The 24,573-nt window shown below is 70.1% G+C and carries 22 protein-coding genes; 14 read left to right on the top strand and 8 right to left on the bottom strand.

Translation table 11 applies throughout. From position 1 onward, the window contains the following. Positions 1-9 precede the first annotated feature (9 nt). On the top strand, positions 10-1,065 hold the full coding sequence (murB, locus tag H4F98_RS11395) for a UDP-N-acetylmuramate dehydrogenase (protein WP_182687738.1): 1,056 nt from the start codon (positions 10-12) through the stop codon (positions 1,063-1,065). Between the two features lie 160 nt (positions 1,066-1,225). Then, on the top strand, positions 1,226-2,125 hold the full coding sequence (locus H4F98_RS11390) for a DMT family transporter (protein WP_246373121.1): 900 nt from the start codon (positions 1,226-1,228) through the stop codon (positions 2,123-2,125). 247 nt (positions 2,126-2,372) lie between these two features. Here H4F98_RS11390 and H4F98_RS11385 read toward each other — a convergent pair whose 3' ends face one another. Continuing rightward, positions 2,373-2,672 (bottom strand): type II toxin-antitoxin system RelE/ParE family toxin, encoded by a 300-nt coding sequence (locus H4F98_RS11385; RefSeq protein ID WP_182687736.1) that lies wholly within the window; start codon positions 2,670-2,672, stop codon positions 2,373-2,375. Then, positions 2,669-2,938, bottom strand: a complete 270-nt coding sequence (locus tag H4F98_RS11380) for a YlcI/YnfO family protein (RefSeq protein ID WP_182687734.1) — start codon at positions 2,936-2,938, stop codon at positions 2,669-2,671. Before H4F98_RS11380 ends, H4F98_RS11385 begins: the two co-directional genes overlap by 4 nt. Before the next feature lie 268 nt (positions 2,939-3,206). On the opposite strand from H4F98_RS11380, the gene H4F98_RS11375 reads away from it, so the two are divergent. From H4F98_RS11375 to H4F98_RS11360, 4 genes are all read left to right on the top strand, one after another. Next, positions 3,207-4,283 (top strand): TraB/GumN family protein, encoded by a 1,077-nt coding sequence (locus H4F98_RS11375; protein ID WP_182687732.1) that lies wholly within the window; start codon positions 3,207-3,209, stop codon positions 4,281-4,283. 172 nt (positions 4,284-4,455) lie between these two features. Beyond that, the gene (locus H4F98_RS11370) at positions 4,456-4,668 is read left to right on the top strand and encodes a DUF4287 domain-containing protein (protein ID WP_182687730.1); all 213 of its coding nucleotides are present in this window, start codon (positions 4,456-4,458) and stop codon (positions 4,666-4,668) included. A gap of 69 nt (positions 4,669-4,737) precedes the next feature. Then, entirely contained in the window at positions 4,738-4,959 is a 222-nt protein-coding gene (locus tag H4F98_RS11365; protein WP_182687728.1) for an AbrB/MazE/SpoVT family DNA-binding domain-containing protein, read from the top strand. Between the two features lie 15 nt (positions 4,960-4,974). Continuing rightward, positions 4,975-5,403 carry a type II toxin-antitoxin system death-on-curing family toxin gene (locus tag H4F98_RS11360; RefSeq protein ID WP_182687726.1) on the top strand — a complete coding sequence of 143 codons (429 nt, stop codon included), beginning with the start codon at positions 4,975-4,977 and terminating at the stop codon, positions 5,401-5,403. Between the two features lie 176 nt (positions 5,404-5,579). On the opposite strand, the gene H4F98_RS11355 is transcribed toward H4F98_RS11360, so the two are convergent. From H4F98_RS11355 to H4F98_RS11345, 3 genes are all read right to left on the bottom strand, one after another. Then, a complete protein-coding gene (locus tag H4F98_RS11355) occupies positions 5,580-6,314 on the bottom strand; it encodes a phosphatase PAP2 family protein (RefSeq protein ID WP_246373119.1) in 735 nt (244 codons plus the stop codon). A 78-nt stretch (positions 6,315-6,392) separates the two neighbouring features. Beyond that, positions 6,393-7,652 carry a flavodoxin-dependent (E)-4-hydroxy-3-methylbut-2-enyl-diphosphate synthase gene (gene ispG, locus H4F98_RS11350; RefSeq protein WP_182687766.1) on the bottom strand — a complete coding sequence of 420 codons (1,260 nt, stop codon included), beginning with the start codon at positions 7,650-7,652 and terminating at the stop codon, positions 6,393-6,395. Positions 7,653-7,732: 80 nt separating this feature from the next. Further along, complete coding sequence (locus H4F98_RS11345; protein WP_182687724.1) at positions 7,733-9,076, bottom strand: sialidase family protein; 1,344 nt, start codon at positions 9,074-9,076, stop codon at positions 7,733-7,735. 101 nt (positions 9,077-9,177) lie between these two features. Between H4F98_RS11345 and xseA the strand changes: the two genes are divergently transcribed. From xseA to H4F98_RS11330, 3 genes are all read left to right on the top strand, one after another. Beyond that, positions 9,178-10,509 carry an exodeoxyribonuclease VII large subunit gene (gene xseA, locus H4F98_RS11340; RefSeq protein WP_182687722.1) on the top strand — a complete coding sequence of 444 codons (1,332 nt, stop codon included), beginning with the start codon at positions 9,178-9,180 and terminating at the stop codon, positions 10,507-10,509. 334 nt (positions 10,510-10,843) lie between these two features. Beyond that, complete coding sequence (locus H4F98_RS11335; RefSeq protein WP_246373117.1) at positions 10,844-12,268, top strand: aldehyde dehydrogenase family protein; 1,425 nt, start codon at positions 10,844-10,846, stop codon at positions 12,266-12,268. Positions 12,269-12,424: 156 nt separating this feature from the next. Then, positions 12,425-14,164 (top strand): YfbK domain-containing protein, encoded by a 1,740-nt coding sequence (locus tag H4F98_RS11330; RefSeq protein ID WP_182687718.1) that lies wholly within the window; start codon positions 12,425-12,427, stop codon positions 14,162-14,164. A gap of 46 nt (positions 14,165-14,210) precedes the next feature. Here the strand turns inward: H4F98_RS11330 and H4F98_RS11325 are convergent, their stop codons facing one another. Then, the gene (locus H4F98_RS11325) at positions 14,211-17,066 is read right to left on the bottom strand and encodes an EAL domain-containing protein (RefSeq protein ID WP_182687765.1); all 2,856 of its coding nucleotides are present in this window, start codon (positions 17,064-17,066) and stop codon (positions 14,211-14,213) included. A gap of 171 nt (positions 17,067-17,237) precedes the next feature. On the opposite strand from H4F98_RS11325, the gene H4F98_RS11320 reads away from it, so the two are divergent. From H4F98_RS11320 to H4F98_RS11305, 4 genes are read left to right on the top strand one after another with little or no spacing between them, the layout of a single operon-like run. Beyond that, positions 17,238-17,912: an RNA polymerase sigma factor gene (locus H4F98_RS11320; protein WP_425487600.1), complete on the top strand. Its 675-nt coding sequence runs from the start codon at positions 17,238-17,240 to the stop codon at positions 17,910-17,912. Continuing rightward, positions 17,909-18,994 (top strand): hypothetical protein, encoded by a 1,086-nt coding sequence (locus H4F98_RS11315; protein WP_182687717.1) that lies wholly within the window; start codon positions 17,909-17,911, stop codon positions 18,992-18,994. The genes H4F98_RS11320 and H4F98_RS11315 overlap by 4 nt, the downstream gene beginning before the upstream one ends. Beyond that, positions 18,991-19,590 (top strand): IMPACT family protein, encoded by a 600-nt coding sequence (locus H4F98_RS11310; protein WP_182687715.1) that lies wholly within the window; start codon positions 18,991-18,993, stop codon positions 19,588-19,590. The genes H4F98_RS11315 and H4F98_RS11310 overlap by 4 nt, the downstream gene beginning before the upstream one ends. Continuing rightward, positions 19,583-21,376 (top strand): ABC transporter transmembrane domain-containing protein, encoded by a 1,794-nt coding sequence (locus tag H4F98_RS11305; protein ID WP_182687713.1) that lies wholly within the window; start codon positions 19,583-19,585, stop codon positions 21,374-21,376. Before H4F98_RS11310 ends, H4F98_RS11305 begins: the two co-directional genes overlap by 8 nt. A 132-nt stretch (positions 21,377-21,508) precedes the next feature. Here H4F98_RS11305 and H4F98_RS11300 read toward each other — a convergent pair whose 3' ends face one another. Next, complete coding sequence (locus H4F98_RS11300; protein ID WP_182687762.1) at positions 21,509-22,642, bottom strand: fatty acid desaturase family protein; 1,134 nt, start codon at positions 22,640-22,642, stop codon at positions 21,509-21,511. Between the two features lie 17 nt (positions 22,643-22,659). After that, positions 22,660-23,766, bottom strand: a complete 1,107-nt coding sequence (locus tag H4F98_RS11295) for a ferredoxin reductase (protein ID WP_182687711.1) — start codon at positions 23,764-23,766, stop codon at positions 22,660-22,662. 113 nt (positions 23,767-23,879) lie between these two features. Between H4F98_RS11295 and fabR the strand changes: the two genes are divergently transcribed. Continuing rightward, positions 23,880-24,557, top strand: coding sequence for an HTH-type transcriptional repressor FabR (fabR, locus tag H4F98_RS11290; RefSeq protein ID WP_182687761.1), 678 nt, complete (start codon positions 23,880-23,882; stop codon positions 24,555-24,557). The last annotated feature ends 16 nt before the right edge of the window (positions 24,558-24,573 follow it).

Here is a 24,573-nt window from a genome sequence, read left to right as displayed (position 1 = left end):
CGCCGCGTCGTGAGCCCGCCGTCCCCGCCCACCGTCCTGCGCGATGCGCCGCTGCGCGCCCGCAACACCTTCGGCGTGCCCGCGCGTGCCGCCTGGCTGGTCGAGGTCGACGACGCCCGCGCCCTGCCCGATGCCCTCGCCGGACTGCCCGACAGCGGCCCGCCGATCGTGCTCGGCGGCGGCAGCAACCTGCTGTTCGTCGCCGACCCGCAGGTGCCGCTGCTTGCCCTCACCGGGACCCGCATCGAGACGATCGGCGAAGACGACGAACGCGCCTTCCTGCGCGTGGACGCCGGCGCCGGCTGGCACGACTTCGTCATGGAGACCCTGGCGCGCGGCCTCGACGGACTGGAGAACCTGGCCCTGATCCCCGGCACGGTCGGCGCCGCGCCGATCCAGAACATCGGCGCGTACGGGGTCGAGGTGCGCGAGTTCGTGCACGCGGTCGAAGCCTGGGAACCGGCCACCGGCCGTTTCCTGCGCCTGTCCGCGGCCGACTGCGCGTTTGCCTACCGCGACAGCGTGTTCAAGCGCGAGCGCGACCGCTACATCGTCACCGCCGTCGAGTTCGCCCTGCCCCGCCGCGCCGCGCCGCGCATGGGCTACGCGGGCATCAGCGAGGAACTGGCCGCCATGGGCATCACCGCGCCCGACGCGCGCGATGTCGCCGCGGCCGTCATCGCGATCCGTCGCCGCAAGCTGCCCGACCCCGCCGTGCTCGGCAATGCCGGCAGTTTCTTCAAGAACCCCATCGTCCCGGCGGCCCAGGCCGAGGCACTGGGCCAGGCGCACCCGGGCCTGCCCATGTTCCCTGGGGATGCAAGCGACCGCCGCAAGCTCTCGGCCGCATGGCTGATCGATGCCTGTGGCTGGAAGGGACACCGCGACAGCCACGGCTCCGGCGACGCCGGCATCGCCGCCAGCCACGCACTGGTGCTGGTGAACCACGGCCAGGCCAGCGGCCAGGAGCTTTTCGACCTCGCCCGCCGCGTCGCCGATTCCGTCCACGCGCGCTTCGGCGTCGCCCTCGAACCCGAACCCCGCATTGTCGGCGCATCGTGGTAATCGCGCGCGCCGCCCGCACCACGTCCCCTCGCGGCCTCCAAGGCCGACGGCCACCGCCTCACGCCGCATGCCCCCAGGACGCGATGTCCCGCATCCCCATGGGCGGCGCCGGCATCGCGTCCCCGCATCCATTCTTTTCCAAGACAGGTAACCCGACCCGATGACCACCCACGGCCGCGCCGCACTGCTGATGCTGGGCAGCACCGTCATGTTCGCGTTCATGGTCATCATGATCCGCCTGGCCTCGGAGACCCTGCACACCTTCGAAGTCGCGTTTTTCCGCAACTTCTTCGGCATGCTCGCCACCGCGCCGCTGCTGATCCGCCACGGCGCCGGCATCCTCAGGACCAACCAGCTGCCGCGCTACCTGTTCCGCTGCCTGGTCGGCGTGGTCTCGATGTTCTGCGGCTTCTGGGCGATCGGTCACCTGCCGCTCGCGCAGGCGGTGTCGCTGTCGTATTCCTCGCCGCTGTTCGTCACCATTTTCGCGGTGTTCTGGCTGGGCGAGCAGGTGCGCATGCGGCGCTGGGCCGCGGTCGCGGTCGGCTTCCTGGGCGTGCTGCTGATCGTCCGCCCTGGCACCGACGGCTTCACCACCGGCACCCTGATCGCCCTCGCCGCGGCCGTGCTCAGCGGCCTGGTCGCCATCCAGATCAAGCAGCTGTCCAAGAGCGAACCGGCCGACCGCATCGTCATCTACACCACCCTGCTGTGGGTGCCGATGTCCCTCGTCCCCGCCCTCTTCGTCTGGGAGTGGCCGCAGGGCATCACCTGGCTGTGGGCGATCTGCGCCGGCATCTTCGGCACCGCCGGCCACATGCTCTGGACCCGCGCCCTCAAGCTCGGCGACGTCTCCGCCCTCACCCCGATCAGCTTCATGCAGCTGCCCATCGTCGCCATCCTGGGCTGGGTGCTGTTCGACCAGGGCGTCGACCACTGGACCCTCGCCGGCGCCATCGTCATCTTCGCCGCCAACGCTTACATCGCCCACCGCGAAGCCGTCCTCGCAAGACGCGCCGCTACGCAGGCCCCGGTGGAGGGGGCGAAGCCGGGGTATTGAGGCGTCTTCCCGCCCTCCCGCTTGCGCGAAGCGAGAGGCAAGTAAGGAAGCGCCAGCTTGTCTCCTCCCCTTTCGCGAAGCGAAAGGGGGTGGAGCGGCGCGTCCATGAGCCACTGGCTCATGCGCAGCTCAACGCCCGAAAGCCGCGCTTGAGGGCCGGTCCTGGATGGCGAAGCCTGACAGGTTGGGAGGCGGTGCCGTTAACGAAATGAGCAAAAGAAGGCACGCCTTCCTCACCCGCGCCAACTCAGTGGTAGTCATCTTCCCGCTGGTGCCGAACCGCCAGCACCGTGACCGTCCGGGAATCTTCGACTTCGAACAGAGCGACGTAGCCAGCCTCGCCGAAGGGGATGACCAGTTCGCGCAGAAAGGCATCCGCGCGGTCCGCCTTGCGGCAGGCAAACGGCATTTCCTCAAGAAATTCGTAGCCACGCTCGATCGCTGCGCGCGCCAGCAACGCTGCGGGATAGTCCACCTGAGCCAGAAAATCCAGCAGACGTTGCAGATCGTCCTGCGCCGCCTTGCTGATCCGGACGTTGAAACTCACCGGGTGCCGGGTTTGTGATGGGCAAGGACGGCATCGAGTGCCGCAAGCGATTCCTCCTTGCTGAAATAAACGCCGGTGCGTTTGGACTCATCGCGCGCGGCGAGGCCGCGGGCAATGAACTCGGCCTGCATGCGGCGGCGATTGACCTCATCGCGCAGGGATTGCTCCATCAGGCTGGACAGACTCTCGCCTTCGCGCAGCGCAGCCTCCGCGGCCTGACGCAGTTCGGGGGAAACGCGCAGCGGCGGCAGGGTGGCGGTTTTCACGGCGGCATCCTCATGCATTGCATTTGCGATGCATACCGTAGCATGCCCCTGCTAGCTGCGCCAGCGGGCGCTTCTGGCCTGATCCCTACACCGCTAACACCGGATCGTCCCAACACTCACCGCTAGCGCGCGGAAGAAATGACTGATGAGACTGGCGGCCATACCCGCCAGAGCCAGCATCACCGCATACCACCAGCGTCTTCGGGTAAATTTGCCAGTCCGGGAAAGTACGTGGAACCCGGAACAAGCCAAACAAGGAATGTTTGAAATGCTCCTGCGCAAAGCGTGGTTTGCCTGCTGCCTGGCAGCGATGGTCTTCCCTGGAGTCACCAATCCGCGGGCAAGGTCCGAGGATGCCCTGGCCGCTCCCTCTTCTTCCGCCGCGGCTCCCCCCCTGCTGGACGCCGTCACCGTAACGCCAAGCCAGTCGCCGCCGCTGTGGCTTTTCACTCGCGGCGCCCGGCGGATCATCGTCCTGGGCACTCAGGCGCCTTTGCCACGAGATGCCGTCCTCGTCAGCGATACGATCCAGCGCTACATCGCCGAATCCGACATCGCCCTGACCGCTCCCGGCATCCTGGCCGGCGATAGCGGCGGAATCATGCAAGGGATCACCCTATGGTCCGCAATACGAAAAGCAAGGCGAAATCCTGACGGTCGAACGCTCGACCAGGTATTGCCCTCGCAGAGCTACGCACACTGGCAGTCCCTCAAGCAGAAGTACATCGGGAACGACAGCGGCGTCGAGAAGCTTCGTCCCATGTACGCCGCGTTCGAACTGTACCGCGCTGCCATGGCGCAGCATGGGCTCAGCGATGAACCCGTCGTCGGCAAGCTGCTGGCTGATGCCCTGGAAGCAACGGGTCGCAAGCGGGTCGATGCCCGCTATGCGATTCCAGTTGGAAACCGCAGGCTCGCCGCCAAGGCCTTCGAGGTCAACCCGGCGCGCGACGTGGAATGCCTGGAGCAGACACTCGAGCATCTCGAGGCTTACCTGGAGTTCTCACCCGGGGCGGCTGATGCATGGGCCGCCGGCGATCTGGAGCGCTACCGCAACGCGGAAGCGCTCTATACGCCGATCCATCAGTGCTGGGCAGAACTGACCAATGAGGCGATCGCCACGGCCACCGGCGTACCCGCCCCCTATCAAATGAGGGACACCGCGTGGTTGAAAGCGCTGGACGATGCACTCTCCCGATACGACACCGTCTTCACCACCCTCCCTGCCCGCGACATCCTTATGCACCAGGGCATGGCTGCCCGCCTTGAAGCGCTTGGCTACGCCATCAAGGAACTGTCCAACGCCGATCCGGTACCACCCGGCCTGGTGGACTACAGGCCGTGAAAGCGTGCCGTGCGCGATTGAACCATCGTGCACCCGGGCTCGAGCGGCCCTCTCGAACGCAGTGGTTTGCTTGTCGTCCCGACGCGTGGAGCAGCCCGATGTCGAATCCGAAAGGCCTGGACCGTCGCTGGGGCATGGGCGGCGACCCGCCGCGTCGATCGAGGAAAACACCATGAGCACCGTCGAGAAGGTCAAGGATCCGGCTTCGTACTTCCCGTCCATCGAGAAGACCTACGGGAAGCCGGTGGGGCACTGGTTCGAGGTGCTGGGCAGCCGCGAGGGGCTCAAGCACGGGGAGCAGGTGGCGTTCCTGAAGGCCGAACACGGGCTGGGCCACGGGCATGCGAACGCGTTGGTGGCGCACTTCAGGCGTGGCGGCCGCTGACGGGCGCCGACCGGGCTTGGCGGGGCGACGAACAAGGTATAACATTGGTTATAACAAGGAGGCCCCGCCATGAAGCTCAAGATCACCACCATCGGCAATTCCGCCGGCGTCATCCTGCCCAAGGAACTGCTGGCCCGGCTGCGCCTGGACAAGGGCGACGCTCTGTATGCCCTGGAGACGCCAGACGGGGTTCGTCTGACGACCTACGACCCGGAGTTGGCGGCGCAACTCGAGGTCGCGGAGCAGGTCATGCGTGAAGACCGCACCGTCCTTCACAAGCTCGCCCAGTAAACGGAGGGATCAAGGATGATCGTCTGGATCAGTGAAGCCCTTGCGCTGGCCATCCATGAGCGGCAACTCGCCGAGCACGGCGGCAGCACCGGTGTTCGGGATGCGGGCCTGCTGCAATCCGCCCTGGCGCGACCCATACAGGCGTATAGCTACGGTGACCCGCCGCCTGACCTGGCCGCCCTTGCCGCGGCGCTCGCACATGGGTTGGCACGCAACCATCCCTTCGTCGATGGCAACAAGCGCACCGCGCACGTCTGCTATCGCGTGTTCCTGAAGCTCAACGGCGCGGAACTGGTCGCCAGCGACGAAGAGAAATATCTCCGCATGATCGCCCTCGCCGACGGCAGCCTCGATGAGGCGGGTTTCGCCGAATGGTTGCGCGCGCGGGTCAGGACAGACGCCGATCGCGTGCAGGAACCCGCCCCCGTCTACGGTGGTGCCTGACTGAGCCGACGTGGCCTCGCGCGCGGCCCGCGCGGGCCCACCACGACCGCTCCTCCTCCCGGGCGCCAGGCGCTTTCAGCCGACGTGTCCGCGCGACCGACACGAAGGATTCGCACGGTGGGACACGCGCTAGTGCAATCGAGTGAACCTGCCACGTGGCCCGCGACGACGTCCGCTCACCCCTCAAGCCGCTCCCAGGGCCTGCGGAACCGGAAGGCCACCAGGTAGGTCGACACGACCCAGAGGCTGGCCGCGGCCCAGCCGGCGAGGATGTCGGTGGGGTAATGGACCCCTAGGTACAGCCGCGAGAGGCCGACGAGGAAGGCGAAAGCCAAGCTGGCGGCGACCACCCACCACCGGGCACGCGTGTGCCAGGCCAGCAGCACCAGCACCCACGCCAGGGTCATCGAGCCCATCGCGTGGCCGCTGGGGAAACTGTAGTTGTGCTCGGGCGCGATCGAGGCCCACAGGTCGGGGCGCTCGCGCGCGAACAGCAGCTTGGTGCCCAGGTTGAGCAGGCCCGAACCGCCGAGCGCGATGCCGGCGAAGATGGCCTCGCGCAGGTGCCGGCGCACCGCCAGCCAGGCCACCAGCGCGATGTCGAACGGCACCACGCCGTAGAGGTAGCCCAGGTGGCTGACCGAGACGAAGAAACGGTCGAGCACCGGGCCATGCAGGGTTTGCAGGCCCAGCAGGATCGGCTCGTCGAACGCCACCGCTTCGCGCTCGTGGATCTCGTCGGCGAGCTCGGCGAAGCCCCACAAGGGCAGCAGCAGGCCGACGAAGACCAGGGTCAGTCGCCAGAAATGCCGGCCGATGAAGCGCGCGGTGGCCGCGGTCGCGCTCGCCAGCATCCGCATGGCGACGGAGGGCGGCGGTGTCTTGGGGAGGATCCGGTCTTCGGGAGGCATGCGCCCTAGCCTAGCCGGACGAACCTGAAGCGATCGCGAGACGCGCGCCGGCCGAGCGCCCGCCGTCGAGCACGCCGATCAGGCGCGCGCGCCGAACTTGCGCTCGACGTAGTCGTCGATGAGCCCGACGAATTCGCGGGCGATGTGCTCGCCGCGCAGGGTCACCGTCTTCTCGCCGTCCTCGAACACCGGCGCCGAGGGCGCTTCGCCGGTGCCCGGCAGCGAGATGCCGATGTTGGCGTGGCGCGACTCGCCCGGGCCGTTGACCACGCAGCCCATGACCGCAAGGGTCAGGTTCTCCGCGCCCGGGTGGGTGACCTTCCATTCGGGCATCTTCGCGCGGACGTGGTTCTGGACCTGCTGCGCAAGCTCCTGGAAGAAGGTGCTGGTGGTGCGGCCGCAGCCCGGGCAGGCGGTGACCATCGGCGTGAACGCGCGCAGGCCCATGGTCTGCAGCAGCTCCTGCGCGACGATGACCTCGTTGCTGCGCGCCTGGCCCGGCTCGGGTGTCAGCGAGATGCGGATGGTGTCGCCGATGCCTTCCTGCATCAGCACCGCCAGCGCGGCGCTGGAGGCGACGATGCCCTTGCTGCCGATGCCGGCCTCGGTCAGGCCCAGGTGCAGCGCGTAGCGGCCGCGGCGGGCCAGTTCGCGGTAGACCGCGATCAGCTCCTGCACGCCGCTGACCTTGGCACTGAGGATGATGCGGTCCGCCGCCAGGCCGATCTTCTCGGCGCGCGCGGCGGAATCCAGGGCCGAGCGGATCAGGGCTTCGCGCAGCACCTCGCCGGCTTCGCGCGGTTGCGCGAGCGCGGCGTTCTCGTCCATCAGTCGGGTCGCCAGCGCCTGGTCGAGCGAACCCCAGTTGGCGCCGATGCGCACCGGCTTGCCGTGCCGGATCGCCAGCTCGATCAAGGTCGCGAACTGGCTGTCCTTCTTCTTGCCGAAGCCGACGTTGCCCGGGTTGATGCGGTACTTGGCCAGCGCCTCGGCGCAGGCCGGTTCGGCGGTGAGCAACTGGTGGCCGTTGTAGTGGAAGTCGCCGATGATCGGCACTTCGATCCCCATCATCGCCAGCTTGTCGACGATGCGCGGCACCGCGGCGGCGGCCTCGACGGTATTCACCGTCACCCGGACCATCTCCGAGCCGGCCCGCCACAGCTCGGCCACCTGCTTCACCGTGGAGGCGACGTCGGCGGTATCGGTGTTGGTCATCGACTGCACCACCACCGGTGCGCCGCCGCCGACCTGGACCGGTCCAATCGCCACGCCATGGGTATCGCGCCGGGGCGAAGGACCGAAGTCGGGGGTGGCGCAGGGCAGCGGCGTGGCGTTCATCGTGGCAGCGGGACGGGACATGGCGCCATTGTAGCCGGGCGGGGATGAGCGCCCGCCATCCCGCCGGCGGCTTGCGCCACTCAATGCAGGCGCAAGCCGCGCAGCACCGGCTTGCCGCCCTCGGTGTCGGTCCAGACGATCCGGGCCTCGTCGCCCTGCACGGCCAGTCGAGGGAGACCGCTGGCGCGGCCGCGGATCGCCAGTCGGGCCAGCTCGCGCCGCGTCGGTGGGGCCGAGAGGTCGAGGCCGTAGCGGGCGAATTGCAGCCGCTGCGCGTCGGTCTCCTCCAGCCAGGCGACCAGGAGCGCGTCGCCGGCCAGCGCCAGCGTCGCGCGTCCGAGCACGTGTTCGCCCCTGGCCACGGTCAGCGGCGCGCCGAAGCTGTCGCCGGCGTCGTCGGACCGTGCGATGCGCAGCTCCGGCGGACCGTCGGCCTGGGTGAACCAGGCGACCCAGACGCGCTCGCCGCGCGCGGCCACGACCGGGCCGTTGACCGGGCAGCCCGGCATCATCCAGCCGTCGGCGTGCACGTCGCGGGGCGCGGTCCAGGCGCCATTCTCAAAACGGACCAGGCGGGTGTCGCGGATCTCGCCGGCGGTGCGGCCACGGTAGACCACGACCGGACCGCGCGAGGTCATGGCCGCGGCGGTCGTGCAGCAGTCGCAGGTGGAGCTGTCCAACGGCCATTCCGCGCTGCGCTCGCCGGCCGCGTCGAACACCGCCGCCCGCAGCATCATCGGCGCACCCCCGCCGTGATGCGGATCGTCGCTGGCTTCGGCCTCGCCGGCGGCGATGGCCGCCGCCTTCTGGCGGCTGTCCAGCCACGCGATGCCGAGCCGGTCGCGGCCCTGCGGCCAGAAACTGACGAAACCATGGTCGCCTGCCGAATCGGCGAGGTTGACCAGGGTCGGCGCCGACCAGGTCTCGCCGCCGTCGCCGGAGCGCACCAGGTCGATGCCGTAATCCATGCGCCTTGAGCCCGTGCTGCGCAGCCAGTGCGCCCACAGCGAACCGTCCGGCAGGGCTTGTACGTGGGGCGTGTCGGCCCAGTTGAGGAACCAGTTGTCGCCCCGCGCGATCGCGCCGGGGACCGACCATTCGCCCTCGCCCGCCGCGGCGCGACTGAACATGAGCCGGTGACCCCGGGACGCGCCCTCGCCCGCGTCGTCCATGCCGGGTTCGATCCAGGCGAGCAGCCAGCCGCCGTCGGGCGTGGCCACCAGATCCGGCTGCGATGCGACGGCGCCGGCCGGCAGGTCGAGTGTTTCGACGCGGTCGAAGGCCACCGTCGCCTCCGGCGCGCGGGTGGCGCGGTCGGCGTCGGGGGCGCTGCCCGTGCCGCAGGCGGCGAGACCCGCCAACAGCAGGAGGACCCACGGGAACGTCTTCGCGCCCCGACCGTATCGCGCTGGTGTGTCGTGCATGCCGCTCCCCGTCCGAATCCGATGCCGGCATGGTAGCCCGGCCGGCTGGCGCCGTCGTCGCGCTGGCCGAGGGCCGCGCCGGGGTGTAGGGTTCCCCTCCCATGACGACGCCCGACACCCTCACCCCGAGCCAGCTGAACGCGCTGGCGCGCAACCTGATCGAGGACAGCTTTCCGCTGGTCTGGGTGGAGGGCGAGCTGGGCAACGTGTCCAGGCCGGCCTCGGGGCATCTGTACCTGACCCTCAAGGACGCGCGCGCGCAGGTGCGCTGCGCGATGTTCCGGCCCAAGGCCAGCTGGCTCAAGTTCCAGCCGCGCGAGGGCCTGCACGTGCGCGTGCGCGGCCGGCTGACCCTGTACGAAGCCCGCGGCGAGTACCAGATGGTGCTCGACCACATGGAAGAAGCCGGCGAAGGCGCGCTGCGCCGGGCCTTCGACGCGCTCAAGGCCCGGCTCGAGGCCGAGGGTCTGTTCGACCCCGCCCGCAAGCGCCCCCTGCCCCGCTTCCCGCGACGCATCGGCATCATCACCTCGCCGACCGGCGCGGCGGTGCGCGACGTGCTGAGCGTCCTGGCGCGGCGCTTCCCGCTCGCCGAACCCGAGGTCTTGCCGGTCCCCGTGCAGGGCGACGAAGCGCCCCCGCAGATCACCGCGATGCTGCGCCGCGCCGCGGCCTCGGGCCGCTACGACGTGCTCCTGCTGACCCGGGGCGGCGGCTCGCTGGAAGACCTGTGGGCGTTCAACGACGAGACCCTGGTCCGTGCCGTTGCCGACAGCGAGGTGCCGGTGGTCAGCGCCGTCGGCCATGAAGTCGACTTCAGCCTGTCGGATTTCGCCGCCGACCTGCGCGCGCCGACGCCCTCGGTCGCCGCCGAGCTGCTGGTGCCCAGCCAGGACGACCTGCGCCAGCGCCTGCGCGTGCTGGCCACGCGCATCCAGCGCCAGCAGGCCCAGCGCCTGCGTGATGCGATGCAGCGCAGCGACCGTGCGGCGCTGAGGCTCAACGCGCTGCGCCCGCAGGCACGACTGGATGCCCTGCGCCAACGCCAGGCCGACGCCCTGCGCCGGCTGCAGTCGGCCTGGGCGCAGCGCCTGGAACGTGAGCGTGCGCGACTCCGCCACGCCTCGATCGCGCTGCGCGGCGGTCACCCTCGGCGCCGTATCGAACGCCTGCAGCAACGCCTGGATGCGCTCCCTCCGCGCGCGCGCGCCGCGCTCGACCGCCGCCTGGCCCAGGAAGGCCTGCGACTGCGCGGGCTGGCCCGTTCGCTGGAGGCGGTCAGCCCCCTGGCCACCGTGGCGCGCGGCTACGCCATCCTGCGCCACGAGGACGGCCGCGTCGTGCGCAGCGCCCTGGACGCGCGTCCCGGCGATGCCCTCGACGCGCGCCTGGTCGACGGCGAACTGCGCTTGCGCGTCGAGCCGGGACGCTAGCGAGCGCGACCGACTCGGGGCCCCCTTCTGTCGCAGTGTCCTGGCGTGCCCGCCGGGCTGGATCCAGGACACGCAGGTCCGCGTCGCCACCGCGAGGCGATGGGTATCGCTTCGCTACAGCCATCCTCCTGTCGCCATATGGCTGGCATGCGACCCCGGGTGCGCTTCGCTTACCCGGGCTACGCGGACTTCGGAGAAAACGGCGCGCATGCCGTGGCGGCTCGCCTGCGGGACGCGGCCATGCCCGGTGCCGTCCACGCTGGAAGAAGTTCCACGCCATCGCGACGGCGGCTGCGATAGTCTGCGGCGGTTACCCGGCTTCGGAGGTCCTGGTTTGAAGAAGCGCTTTCCCTACTACCTGGCCAATCGCCCCGTCAGCGCCAACACCGAACTGGAGGTGCTGGACAAGTACAGCGGCAAGCGTGCGGCGCGCGTCGCCTTCGCCGATGCCAACGCGGTGCGCAAGGCGATCGTCGCCGCGCACAAGGCCCGCGAAGCGATGGCGGCCTTCCCGCCCGATACGCGCCGCGCCGTGCTGGAACATTGCGTCCGGCGCTTCAGCGAGCGCAGCGAGGAACTCGCGCTCACCCTGTGCATCGAAGCCGGCAAGCCGATCAAGGATGCGCGCGGCGAAGTCACGCGCCTGGTCGACACCTTCCGCATCGCCGCGGATGAATCCACTCGCCTCGGGGGCGAGGTGCTGGAACTGGGCATCTCGAAGCGCACGCGTGGCTACCGGGGCATGGTCAAGCGGGTCCCGGTCGGCGTGTGCAGCTTCATCACGCCGTTCAACTTCCCGCTCAACCTCGTCGCCCACAAGGTCGCGCCTGCCATCGCCGCCGGCTGCCCCTTCATCCTGAAGCCGGCCGCCGACACACCGCTGGGGGCGCTGATCATCGCCGAGGTGCTGGCCGAGACCGACCTGCCAAAAGGTGCGTTCTCGGTCCTGCCCTGTTCCAACGAGGACGCCTCGCAGCTGGTCGAGGACGAGCGCATCGCGCTGTTGAGCTTCACCGGTGGCCTGGTGGGCTGGGACCTGAAGGCGCGCGCCGGCAAGAAGAAGGTCACCCTGGAACTGGGCGGCAACGCGGCCTGCATCGTCGACGCGGACCCCGGGGCCAGCCTGGACCACGTGGTCGAGCGCCTGGTGTTCGGCGCGTACTACCAGAGCGGGCAGAGCTGCATCAGCGTGCAGCGGATCTACGTGCACGCCGACATCCACGACAAGCTGCGCAAGAAGCTCAAGGCGGCCGTATCGAAGCTGCGCATGGGCGACCCGCGCGACGAATCCACCTTCATCGGGCCGGTCATCAGCGAAGCGGCGGCCGAGCGCATCGAGGCCTGGATCGCCGAAGCCCGCAAGGGCGGCGCCAAGCGCCTGGCCGGCGGCGAACGCGCGGGCAACATGATGCCCGCGGCGCTGCTGGAGAAGGTCCCGCACGATTGCCGTCTGTACCGCGGCGAGGTGTTCGGGCCGGTCGCGTTCATCGAGCCCTTCGAGGACTTCGACGCCGCGCTCGCCGAGGTCAACGACAGCGACTTCGGCTTGCAGGCCGGCGTCTTCACTGGCCGCCTCGACCATGCCCTGCGCGCCTGGGACCGCCTGGAAGTCGGCGGCGTGGTCGTCGGCGACGTCCCCAGCTTCCGCGTCGACAACATGCCCTATGGCGGGGTCAAGGATTCCGGACTCGGCCGCGAGGGCATCCGCTATGCCATGGAAGACATGACCGAGCCGCGCCTGTTGGTGATCCGCGGCTGACGCCACGCGGGCCCCACCGGCCCGCACCGGCGTCGTGGCAGGACCAGCACCAGCCTCGGCGGGGCTGGTCCAGGGAGATCACACCCGGGTCAACCCCACTCCCCCGCGCCAGGCGTTCAACTCATCACCTCAACGCAAGACGCCCGGGAGACCTCCATGAACCGCACATTCCGCCGTACCGCACTGGCCGCCGGCATCGCCGCCCTCTGTATCGCCGCCGGTTGCGCGCAGAAGGCCAAGTCCCCCGAACCCGACATGGCGAGGGAGCAGGCCGTGGCCGAACGCAAGAGCGCGCCGCCGGCAATGGCCGCGCAGAGCGAACTCGACGCCGTGGCCGTCTCGGGCAGCCGCATGGCCAACGCGCCCGCGGCCATCCCCATGACCCCGCCCCCGCCGCCGCCGGCGATGTACGCGAGCATGCCCCCGCAGCCTGCCCATGGACTGCCGGCGGCCAATACCGAAACCTATGCCGGACTCGAGGACAACCCCGTCCACCGCACGGTGGAGGAGCCGGTCTCGACGTTCTCGATCGACGTCGACACGGGCAGCTACACCAACGTGCGCGGCATGCTCGCCGACGGCACGCGGCCGCCGGCCAACGCCGTGCGCGCCGAGGAGTTCCTGAACTACTTCGACTACGGCCATCCGGCGCCCGCGAACCGCGAGGTGCCGTTCCGGGTCAGCACCGAACTCGCGCCGGCGCCGTGGAACGCCAAGCGCCAGCTGCTGATGATCGGCATCAAGGGCTACGACGTGCCGAAGGCGACGCTGCCGCCCGCGAACCTGGTCTTCCTGATCGACACCTCCGGTTCGATGAACAGCCCCGACAAGCTGCCGCTGCTCAAGCGCGCCTTCTCGATGCTGACGCGCCAGCTGCGGCCGCAGGATCGCGTCTCGATCGTGGTCTACGCCGGCTCGGCCGGGCTGGTGCTGCCGCCGACCCCCGGCGATCGCCAGGGCGAGATCCTCGCCGCGCTGGAACAGCTGTCGGCCGGCGGCAGCACCAATGGCGGTGAAGGCATCCAGCTGGCCTATGCGATGGCCCGGCAGGCCTTCGTCAAGGACGGCGTGAACCGGGTGATACTGGCCACCGACGGCGACTTCAACGTCGGCACCGTCGACCGCGATGCCCTGGAGACCCTGGTCGGCGACCAGCGCAGCACCGGCGTCGCGCTGAGCACCCTGGGCTTCGGTCGCGGCAACTACAACGACGCCATGGCCGAGCGCCTGGCCGACGTGGGCGATGGCAACCACGCCTACATCGACAGCCTGCACGAAGCGCGCAAGGTCCTCGTCGAGGAGATGGGCTCGACCCTGATGACCATCGCGCGGGACGTCAAGATCCAGGTCGAGTTCAACCCCGCGCGCGTCGCCGAGTACCGGCTGGTGGGCTACGAGAACCGCGTGCTGGCGCGCGAGGACTTCGACAACGACCAGGTCGACGCCGGCGACATCGGCGCCGGGCACGAGGTCACCGCGCTGTACGAGATCACCCCCGTCGGGTCAGGCGTCGAGCGCCTGCCGGCGTTGCGCTACGGCGACAAGGCCGCGCCCAGCCCGCAGTTGGGCAACGAAGTCGCCCACCTGCGCCTGCGCTACAAGCGGCCGGGTGAAGACGACAGCCGCCTGATCGAGACACCGATCCGCGCCGCGGACGCCTCCGCCAGCGCGAGTCCTTCGCTGCGCTTCGCTGCCTCCGTTGCTGCCTTCGCCGATCTGCTGCGCGGCGGCACGCACTTCGATGGCTGGGGCTGGGACGCCATGCTCGCCACCGCGCGCGGCGCGCGCGGCGAGGACCGCTCCGGCCAGCGCGGCGACTTCGTCGCGATGGCGGAAACCGCGCGCACAGTCGTGGCCCCGGCCGGAGCGAACGACACGCCACGAGTAAGCGAGTAAGCCGAACGCACCGCGCGCTCCGCAGGGGACGCGCGGTGCGCCTGGCTCAGGCTTCGCCGCCGGGAATCCGCGGCAGGTAGACCGGCGCCTCGGCCGGCCGGCCGTACAGGTAGCCCTGACCGCGTTCGCAGCCCAGCTCGTAGAGCACCCGGCTCTGCTCGGGCGTTTCGATGCCCTCGCCGATCGTGTAGATGCCCAGGGTGCCCGCCAGCGCCTGGATCGCGCGGACCACGGCGACGCTCTCGTGCTCCTCGTCGGTGTCCAGCCCGGACACGAAGCTGCGGTCGATCTTCAGGCATTCGATCGGGAACCGATGCAGGTAGGACAGCGCCGAGAAACCGGTGCCGAAATCGTCGAGCTGCGCCAGCACGCCATGGGCGCGGAGCTGGTTGAGCATCTGGATCGCGTGGCGGGCGTCGTCGAGCAGCGCCACCTCGGTGATCTCGATGCGCAGGCGCGCGGGATCGGCCTTCTCCTTGTCGATCAGGCGCAACAGGCGCTCGGCGAAGTCGTTCCCGCGGAAGTGGCGCGGCGAGACGTTGATGGAGACATAGCTGCCCCCAGGCGCGACGGCCAGCTCTTTCATCACCTGCCGGTAGAGGATCCAGTCGACCTCTTCGATCAGCCCGCTGTCCTCGCCCAGGCCGATGAACTCGCCGGGCGCCAGCAGGCCTCGCCGTTCATGGCGCCAGCGCAGCAGGGCCTCGTGGCCGACCACCTCGCCGCCGTCCAGCGACACGATCGGCTGGTAGAACGGCACGAAGCCCTCGCCGTTGATCGCCCGCCGCAGGTCGGCCTCCAGGTCGAGGATGCGCACGGCCTGGTCGCGCATGGCCTCGTCGAATACCGCCCAGCGCTCGCGACCGGTCGCCTTGGCCCGGTACATGGCCGCGTCCGCGTCGCGCAGCAGGTCGGCGCCGTTGCGGTAGTGCGGGTTCCAGTAAGCGATGCCGATACTCGCGGACGGGAAGACCTCGCGGCCGGCCACCCAGCACGGCGAACTGAGTTCGCCCAGGATGCGCCCGGCCAGTTGTTCGACCACGGCCGGCGAATCGACACCCTCCACCAGCACGGCGAATTCGTCGCCGCCCAGGCGCGCGACCATGTCGTCGTCGCGCACCGCGGCAACGATCCGGCGCCCGGCCTCGACCAGCAGGTCGTCGCCGGCCGAGTGGCCCGCGCTGTCGTTGACCAGCTTGAACCGGTCCAGGTCCAGGAACAGCACCGCGAACAGCGACGCCGGCGATTGCCGCGACCGGCTGATCGCCATGCCCAGTCGCTCGAGCAGCTGGCTGCGGTTGGGCAGGCCGGTCAGCGCATCGTGGCGGGCCTGGTAGGTCAGGCGCTGTTCGGCCCGCAGGCGCTCGCCGATCTGCTCCAGCAGCTCGGCGTTGGCTTGCGCAAGTTCGTGCGTGCGGGCCTCAACGCGCTGTTCCAGTTCGGCGTGCGCGGCCACCAGGCGATCCTGCGCGCGCTTGCGCGACAGGCCGTTGCTGATGTGGTGCGCGACGAAGGTCAACAAGGCCTGGTCGCGCTCGGTGAAGTTGATCGCCGGCGAGTAGCTCTGCACGACGATCGCGCCGCCGACCACGCCTTCGTGGACCAGCGGCACGCCCAGCCAGTAGTGCGGCACCGCGCCATGCAGCTTCGCCTCGCCGCTGGCGTCCAGCCGCGCCAGGCGGGCGCCGTCGGCCAGCACGGGCTGTCCCTTGCGGATGACATACTCGGTCAAGCCGTCGCCCAAGGGACGGCTGTAGCGGACCATGTCGCGTTCGTCGACGCTGTAGGGAAAGTGCAGCACCTGGGTATCGTCGTCGACGATGGCGATGTAGAAGTTGCGGGCGTAGAGGAGTTCGCCGACCACGTCGTGGGTCTGGGCGTAGAAGCGCTCCATCGTCTCCGACGTGATCGACAGCTCGGCGATGCGGAACAGCGCGCGTTGCAGGTGCTCGGCGCGCTGGCGCTCGACGATCTCGGCCTGCAGGTCGCGGTTGCTCACCTGCAGGGCCCGCGTGCGCTCCTCGACGCGGCGCTCGAGCTCGTCGCGCGCCTGGCGGCGGTCGAGCGCGGTGAGCACGTGCTGGGCGACGAACTGCAGCAGCGCGCGCTCCTCTTCGCCATACAGGTCGGCGCGTTCGTAGGATTGCACCACCAGCGCGCCGCAGACCTGCCCCTCGCGCCGCATCTGCACCCCGAGCCAGTCCTCGCTGTCGGGTCCGTGGTTGGGGTCGCGCGGCACGCCCAGCCGATGCCGCACCTGCTCGGAAGGGCCGTAGTGGGCCTCGTCCTGGTGCAGCAGCGCGATGGTCATGCTGTTGGGCATTTCCTTGACCCGGATCTCCAGCTCCGGATCGGCCTGGAAGGCGTCGTGGTTGTCGGCGAAGTACAGGAAGCGCATGGTCCCGCGCTCGCCGTCGTAAAGGACGATGTACAGGTTCTCGGCGTACATCAGTCCGCGCACCACGTCATGGATGCGGCGGAGCATCTCGCCCATGTCCATGTCCGAGCCGGACAGGTCGGCGATCTCGTACAGGGCCTGCTGCAGGCGTTCGGACTTCTCCAGCGACACCACCCGCGCCTGCGCGCGCTCGGCGGCGAGGTATGCGTCCACCAGGCGCCTGGCCATGGTCTGCCAGACGTCCCGCGCGGTCTGCAGCATCGGCTCGCCCAGGGTCGCGGCGATCGCCGCGCGGGTGCCGTCCTCCACGGTCCAGGACACGCCGATCCGCCTCGGGTCGCCCAGGTCCTCCTGCGCGTCGAGCAGGCGCTCGACCTCGTCCGCATCCAGTGGCGCACCGGCCGCCCGTACGTGCTGGCGGCCGGGCGTGGTCCAGCAGATCGAGACCTTTGCGTCGCAGTACAGGGTCTGTCGGAGGGCCCGCGCCAATCCGTCCGGGGTCATTTCTGAGCCATCGGCCATCGTCATGTCGGACCCGTCGGAATGGTTCGTCACCTGTTTCTCGAGCCTCTACGCATTGAGCCCCCCGCCTGGCCTCGCTGCGGCCTGCTGCGCGGACGACCTGTCGAACGCAGTGGGCAACCCCGAAGTGCGCCCTCGTGCGTTCGGTCATCCATGAGCCTGACCTTCCCCATTGCCGGACAGCCCCCGCTGCCTGGCGTGCGTACACAATGCACCAGCTTCTTCCCGTCGGCAACGTCTGAACGTACCCTTGCCGCAATGGACTCGGGGATCGAACGCAGCATGACCGAACCGGACGACGCGTCGCTGATGCGCGCCTGGGTGGCCGGCGATGCCGATGCCTTCGACCTTCTGTACGCGAGGCACCGCGGGCCTCTGTACCGTTTCCTGGTGCAGCAGGCGCGCAACCGGGCGCTGGCCGACGAGTTCTTCCAGGACGTGTGGCAGCGGGTCATCGCCGCCCGCGCCGGATGGACGCCAGACGCCGCATTCAGCACATGGCTGTTCAGGATCGCGCACAATCGCCTCAACGACCATTGGCGCGGCCTCAAGCACCGGCCGCCCGCACCCGAGGATGGCGACGAGCGCGCGGCGCGCATCCCCGACCCGGACACCCCCGAGCGGCAGTTGTCCGAGTTCGAGCAGCGACGGCAATTGCAGCGGGCGATCGAAGAACTGCCCGAGGAGCAGCGCGAGGTCGTGCTGCTGAGACTCACCCGTGAACTGAGCCTGGAGGAAATCGGCGAGATCACCGGCGCGGGCCGGGAAACCGTCAAATCGCGGCTTCGCTACGCGATGGAGAAGCTGCGCACGAGGTTGAACCCATGAACGGCCATCCCAACGAACCCCTGTCGGCGGAAGAGCGCGACCTCGCCGCACGCCTGGCGCGCCTCGGGCCGCACGACGGCCCGTCGCCCGAGCTGGACGCGACGATCATGTCCGCCGCGCGCCAGGCCTTGACCGAGGCGCCGCGCCGCCACGCGCGCCGGCGCTGGCTGGGCCTGTCCGGCGGCGCCGGCGGCCTGGTGACCGGGCTGGGACTCGCCGCTTCGCTCACGCTGGTGCTGGGGGTGGTCTGGCAGATGCGACCCGTGGAGGGCCTGTACATGCCGCCGGAGGAAGGCGACGCGACCGAGCACGTCGTCATGATCGAGACACTGCCCGGGCGCACCTCGGATGCGCCCGCGGCCTCGGCGGCCGAGGCAAGCGCCGAAGCCGCGGTGGCTCCGCCTTCCACCCCGGCCGCCGCATCGAACACCGCTTCCGCGGCGAAGCCCCGGGCCCCTTCGACGGCGTCCCCGCATGCAGACCGGTCCACCGCCATTGACGCGGCGCCCGCCGGATCCGATCGCGCCGATGCGAGCGCGCTGCTCGAGGCCCGGCGCGCAGCAGACGCCGAAGCCGAGCGCGCGAGCCGCGTCGAGCGCACGCAGCAGGAGTCGGCGCAGCAGGCGCGCGCAGTCGAGTTGCAGGGCCAGGCCGCGGCACAGGCCAAGCAGGGCAACGACAGCTTCGCCGAAGATCCGGCCCCCGCGGCCGCGCGTCGGGCCACTTACACGCGAGCCGCGCGCGCGACGCCCGAGCGCCCCGAGCGCGCGCCGGCGGCGGTGGCCCATGCGCCCCCGCCGCCGCCACCGCAAGCGCCTGCGGCCGCCGCCGGGATGGAAGCGGACGATGCCGTCGCGATGCCGGATCCCGCTTCGCCCGAGGCGCTTGCCGCAATCCCGGTGGAAGCCGACGCGACGCTCGACCCGACCGACTGGCTCGAGCGGATCCGCGCGCGCAAGGCCGCCGGCGACCTCGACGCGGCGCGCGCGAGCCTGGCGCTGCTGCGCGCCCAGCGCCCCTACCTGCAGGTGCCCGACGATCTCATCGGCCTGCTCCGGGCCGCTCCCGACCCGGCGCCATGAGCGTGGACACGCTTGCCGCGCGCGCCGAACACGCCATCGAGGTCAAGCACAGCCGGTTCCTTGCCCAGGCCGCCTCCGTGGAGAGCGCGGAGGCGGCCCTGGCGTTCTTCGCCGAGGTGGGCGACGCGGCCGCGACCCACAACTGCTGGGCCTATCGCATCGACGGCCAATACCGCTTCAACGACGACGGAGAACCCGCCAGCACCGCGGGCCGGCCGATCCTCGCGGCGATCGAGGGACAGGGGTTCGATCGCGTCGCGGTCGTCGTCACCCGCTGGTACGGCGGCATCAAGCTCGGTGCCGGCGGCCTGGTCCGCGCGTATGGCGGCTGCGCGGCCGAGTGCCTGCGCATCGCGCCCCGCCAGCCGCTGGTGGCGATGGCCCTGCTGGACCTGTCCTATCCGTTCGACGACACCGGTGCGATCCATGCCCTGCTCGCCCAGCATCCGGCCGAGAAACTCGACGAGCGCTTCGCCGCCGACGGCGCGCACATGCGCCTGCGGGTGCCGGCCGACAGCCTCGCCCCCTTGAAAACACGCCTGCGCGACGCCACCCGTGACCGGGTACGCCTGAAGGAACCCGAGTCCGATGACTGACCCCGCGCCGGCGACGGCCACCGCGACGGCCGCCCCCGCAGCGCGGAAGGCCCCCGTCGGGCAGCTGCGCACCCTCTGGCCTTTCGTGCGCAAGCACCGCGGCCTCCTGGTCGCCTGGCTGTTGGCCCTGGCCTGCTCCTCGGCGGCCACCCTGAGCCTGCCGGTCGCCTTCCGCACGATGATCGACCAGGGCTTCGCGGCAGGCGGCGGGCGCGCGATCGACCAGGCGTTCCTGCTGCTGTTCGGCGTGGCGGTGGTGCTGGCGCTCGCCACCGCGGCACGTTTCTTCTTCGTGTCGCTCCTGGGCGAGCGCATGGTCGCCGACCTGCGCCAGCAACTCTACGCACACCTGATCGGGTTGGACGCCAGTTTCCACGACGCCAATCGCAGCGGGGAGCTGGTTTCCCGCCTCACCGCGGACGCGGAACTGTTGCGCGGCGTGGTCGCCACGAGCATGTCGGTGGCGCTGCGCAGCCTCGTCACCTTCCTGGGCAGCATCGCGATGCTGTTCGTGACCAGCCCGCGCCTGGCCGCGTTCGCCCTGGTCGGGATCCCGCTGGCGGTGCTGCCCATCGTGTTCGGCGGCCGCCGACTGCAGAAGATCTCGCGTTCGGCGCAGGACCGCGTGGCCGACGCCAACGCCCTGGCCAACGAGACCCTGGGCGCGGTGGGCACGGTCCAGGCACATGCGCGCGAACCCTACGAGCGCGGCCGCTTCGGCGATGCCATCGCCACGGCGGTGGCGACGGCGCGACGTCGGATCCAGGCCCAGGCCTGGGTGACGGCGATCGCCATCCTGCTGGTCTTCGGTGCGATCACCCTGGTGTTGTGGTCGGGCGCGCACGATGTCGCCGCCGGCCGCATGAGCGCCGGCACCCTGGCCCAGTTCGTGCTCTACGCCCTGATCGGCGGCGGCTCGGTCGGCGCCCTCGCCGAAGTCTGGAACGAGTTGCAGCGCGCGGCGGGCGGCATGGGTCGGATCAGCGAGTTGCTGCATGTCGACAATCGCATCAATGCCCCGGCGACGCCGCGACCGCTGCCGGCGCCGGTGCAGGGCTCGATCGCTTTCGACCAGGTGACCTTCCACTATCCGGCGCGGCCGGACCTGCCGGCGCTGGACGGCTTCGACCTGCGCGTGCGCCCGGGTGAAACGGTCGCCCTGGTGGGGCCGTCCGGCGCGGGCAAGAGCACGGTGCTTTCGCTGTTGCTGCGTTTCCACGACCCCGACCGCGGCGTGGTCCGGGTGGATGGCGTCGACATCGCCGAGCTCGAGCCGGCGCAGCTGCGCGAGGCGATCGCGCTGGTGCCGCAGCAACCGACCATCTTCGCCGCCAGCGCCCGCGAGAACATCCGCTACGGACGCCTGGACGCCGACGACGATGCGATCGACGCGGCGATGCAGGCCGCCCATGCGCGCGAGTTCATCCAGGCGCTCCCCGAGGGACTGGACACGCCACTGGGCGAGCGCGGTGCCCGGCTCTCGGGCGGACAGCAGCAACGCATCGCGATCGCGCGGGCCCTGCTCAAGGATGCCCCGGTCCTACTGCTCGACGAAGCGACCAGTGCCCTGGACGCGCAAAGCGAGCGCTCGGTCCAGCAGGCGCTGGAGACCTTGATGGAGGGCCGGACGACCCTGGTCATCGCCCACCGCCTGGCGACCGTGTTGAAAGCCGACCGGATCGTGGTGATGGACAAGGGTCGCATCGTCGCCGAAGGCACCCATGCCGAGCTGCTCGCACAGGACGGGCTCTACGCCGAACTGGCGAAGCTCCAGTTCCTCGACTGACAGCGGTGCGGGGCGACGCGCGTGGGTCGCTCCGCGTACTGGCGGGGACGCGTTCCACCCCGCCCCCCACGCAAACGGCCCGGCGATTGCCGGGCCGTCGCGGGATGGCGGGCCGACGAAGACGTCCCCGTGTCAGGCGCCGGCTTCGCGCCTGACCAGCGGCATCGCACGACGCGGGCGGCTCGGGAAGGCGTGGCGCAGGATCCGCCACGTGACCTGGCCGAACTGCCGGGGCAGCGAACCGGTGTTGTAGTGCTGCCCGTAGCGGGCACAGATCTCGCGCACCTCGACCGCCATCTCCGAATACCGGTTGGCCGGGATGTCCGGGTAGAAGTGGTGCTCGATCTGGTGGCTGAGGTTGCCCGACATGACGTCGATCAGGAAACCGCCGGAAATGTTGGACGAGCCTCGCAGCTGGCGCAGGTACCAGTGCCCGCGCGACTCGTTCTTGATCACGTCCCGCGGGAAGGTCTCCACGTCGGTGGTGAAGTGCCCGCAGAAGATGATCACGTAGGTCCAGACGTTGCGCAGCAGGTTCGCCACCACGTTGCCCAGCAGCACCGGCAGGAAGAACGGGCCGGCCAGCAGCGGGAAGAGGACGTAGTCCTTGAGCACCTGCCGACCCATCTTGCGGCCGACCGGGCGGAACTTGCGGTACATCTGCTTCGCGCTCACCTTGCCCTGCAGCCAGCGGCCCAGCTTCAGGTCCTGGATCGCCACGCCCCACTCGAACAGCAGCGCGAAGATCGGCGCGATGACCGGCTGCAGCAGGAAGAAGGGCGACCACTTCTGCTCCGGGAAGATCCGCAGCAGGCCGTAGCCGATGTCGTCGTCCAGGCCGCGGACGTTGGTGTAGGTGTGGTGGCGGAAGTTGTGGGTCTTGCGCCAGGCCTCGGCGGTGCCGGCGATGTCCCACTCGTAGGTGCGGCCGTTGAGCTGGGGATCGCCCATCCAGTCGTACTGGCCATGGATGACGTTGTGGCCCAGCTCCATGTTCTCGAGGATCTTCGACAGCGCCAGCAGCAGCACGCCGGCGATCCAGGCCGGGACCAGCACGCCGTGGACGAAGGCGCCCAGGAACAGCAGGCCGCGACCGGCGACCTCGGTGTAGCGGACGGCCTTGACCACGTTGCGGATGTAACGGGCGTCGCGGGCGCCGAGGCTGGCGACGGTACGCGCGCGCAGCGCGTCGAGTTCGTTGCCGAAGGCCTCCAGTTCTGCGGGGGCCAGGGCGCGGTTCTTCTTGCGGGGCGTCGGGGTGCGCATGCGCTGGGAAGTCTCCATCAAAGATCGATCGACAGGTCGGTGGCCGCGCCGTGGATGCACAGCTTCAGGGCCTGGGACGGTTCGTGCACGAGCGCACCGCTGGGCAGGTGGCGGACGCTGCCCGAGGCCTGCCCGCAGGCGCAGGTGTTGCAAAGCCCCATGCGGCAGCCCGAGGCCGGCTTGATGCCCTGCGCTTCGAGCGCGTTCAACAGGGGCTGGCCACGGGGCACCTTCAAGACGCGACCGCTGCGGTTGAGGGTCAGCGCCACCTCGCCCTCGTCCAGCACCGGCGCTTCGGGCAGGGTGAAGGCCTCGGCCTGGAAGTCGCGCACGCGGCCTTCGAGCAGGCCACGCGCGGCTTCTACGAAGCCGCCCGGCCCGCAGGCCATGACCCGGCGGGTCTGCAGACCATCGACCAGGCGCGACAGCAGGGCCTCGTCGATGCGTCCCTCATGCTCGTCGGCGGCCTCGGCCGCTTCGCCGGTCAGCACCAGGTGCAGGGTAAACCCGGCGTGGGCCGTGGCCAGCGCCCGCAGTTCATCGGTGAAGCAGAATTCGTCGCGTCGGCGCGACCAGTAGACCAACGTCAGCGGGACCGGCATGCCGTCCGCGGCCAGCGCGCGGATCATCGCCATCAGCGGGGTGATGCCACTGCCACCGGCCAGGAACAGCCATTCACCTTCGGGGGTCCTGGGCAGCGTCATGTCGCCGAAGGCCGGCGCGAGTTCGAAGATCTCCCCCGTCTCGACACCCTCGCATAGGCGCGCGCTGACCTTGCCACCGGGCATCGCCTTGACGGTGACCGCCAGCAGGCCGTCCGCGCGAGGCGGCTGCGACAGGCTGTAGCTGCGGGTGACGCGCGCGCCATCGACCTCGATCCCGAGATTGACGTGCTGGCCGGCGCGGAAGCCGTGCCAGTGCCGGTTCGGACGCAACAACAGGGTCACCGCGTCGCTGGACTCGCGCTGACGCCCCACCAGCTGGGCCAGCGGGCGCTCCCAGGTCCAAAGGCGGTTGACCCGGGACGCCCAGAAGTCGAAGACGGCCGGCGCTACGAAAGGACGCAGCCAGCGACGGAAGCCGGACGGGCGGCGGGATCGGGAGGGGCGTACGCGAGCGTTCATGGCGCTACTATACCAATGTGCGGACGCATGTATATACACCTGTATATTAATTACAGGACTATGATGCCCCCTGCCCTGCCACCATTCAGACTCGTCATACTCGAACCGTGACCATCGTCCCCACTCCAGCCAGCCCCGCGGCCGCCGCCGACGAGCACGGCCCCGGCCGCAAGCCGAGCATCTCGCGCGAGGACATCCTGGCCGCTGCGTTGAAGCTGGTCGGGCCGCATCGCAGCGTGTCCTCGCTGAGCCTGCGCGAGGTGGCCCGGGAGGCCGGCATCGCCCCCAACAGCTTCTACCGGCAGTTCCGCGACATGGACGAGCTGGCGGTCGCGCTGATCGACCTGGCCGGCCGCTCGCTGCGCCAGATCATCGGTGAAGCCCGGCAACGGGTCGCCGGCGGCAACCGCAGCGTGATCCGCAGCTCGGTGGAGGCGTTCATGGAGCAGCTGCGGGCCGACGACAAGCTGCTGCACGTCCTCCTGCGCGAGGGCACGGTCGGCTCCGACGCGTTCAAACAGGCGGTCGACCGCGAACTGGAATTCTTCGAAGAGGAACTGCGCCTGGACCTGATCCGCCTGGCGCGGCTGGACCATGCCACCCTGCACGAGCCCGCGCTGGCGGCCAAGGCGATCACCCGCCTGGTGTTCGCGGTGGGTGGCACGGCCATGGACCTGCCTCGGGAAAAAGATACCGAACTGGTCAACCAGCTCTCGACGATGGTGCGCATGATCGTCACCGGGGCGCGCAGCCTGCGTCCCGACGAGTCGACCCGCCTGGGCCGCCGCTGAGCCGCCGGCTGCGGCG

This window comes from Marilutibacter spongiae, assembly GCF_014145325.1.
GTDB lineage: Bacteria > Pseudomonadota > Gammaproteobacteria > Xanthomonadales > Xanthomonadaceae > Marilutibacter > Marilutibacter spongiae.
Note: the sequence above shows the minus strand (reverse complement) of the source record. Positions and strands in the feature narration are given on the sequence as shown.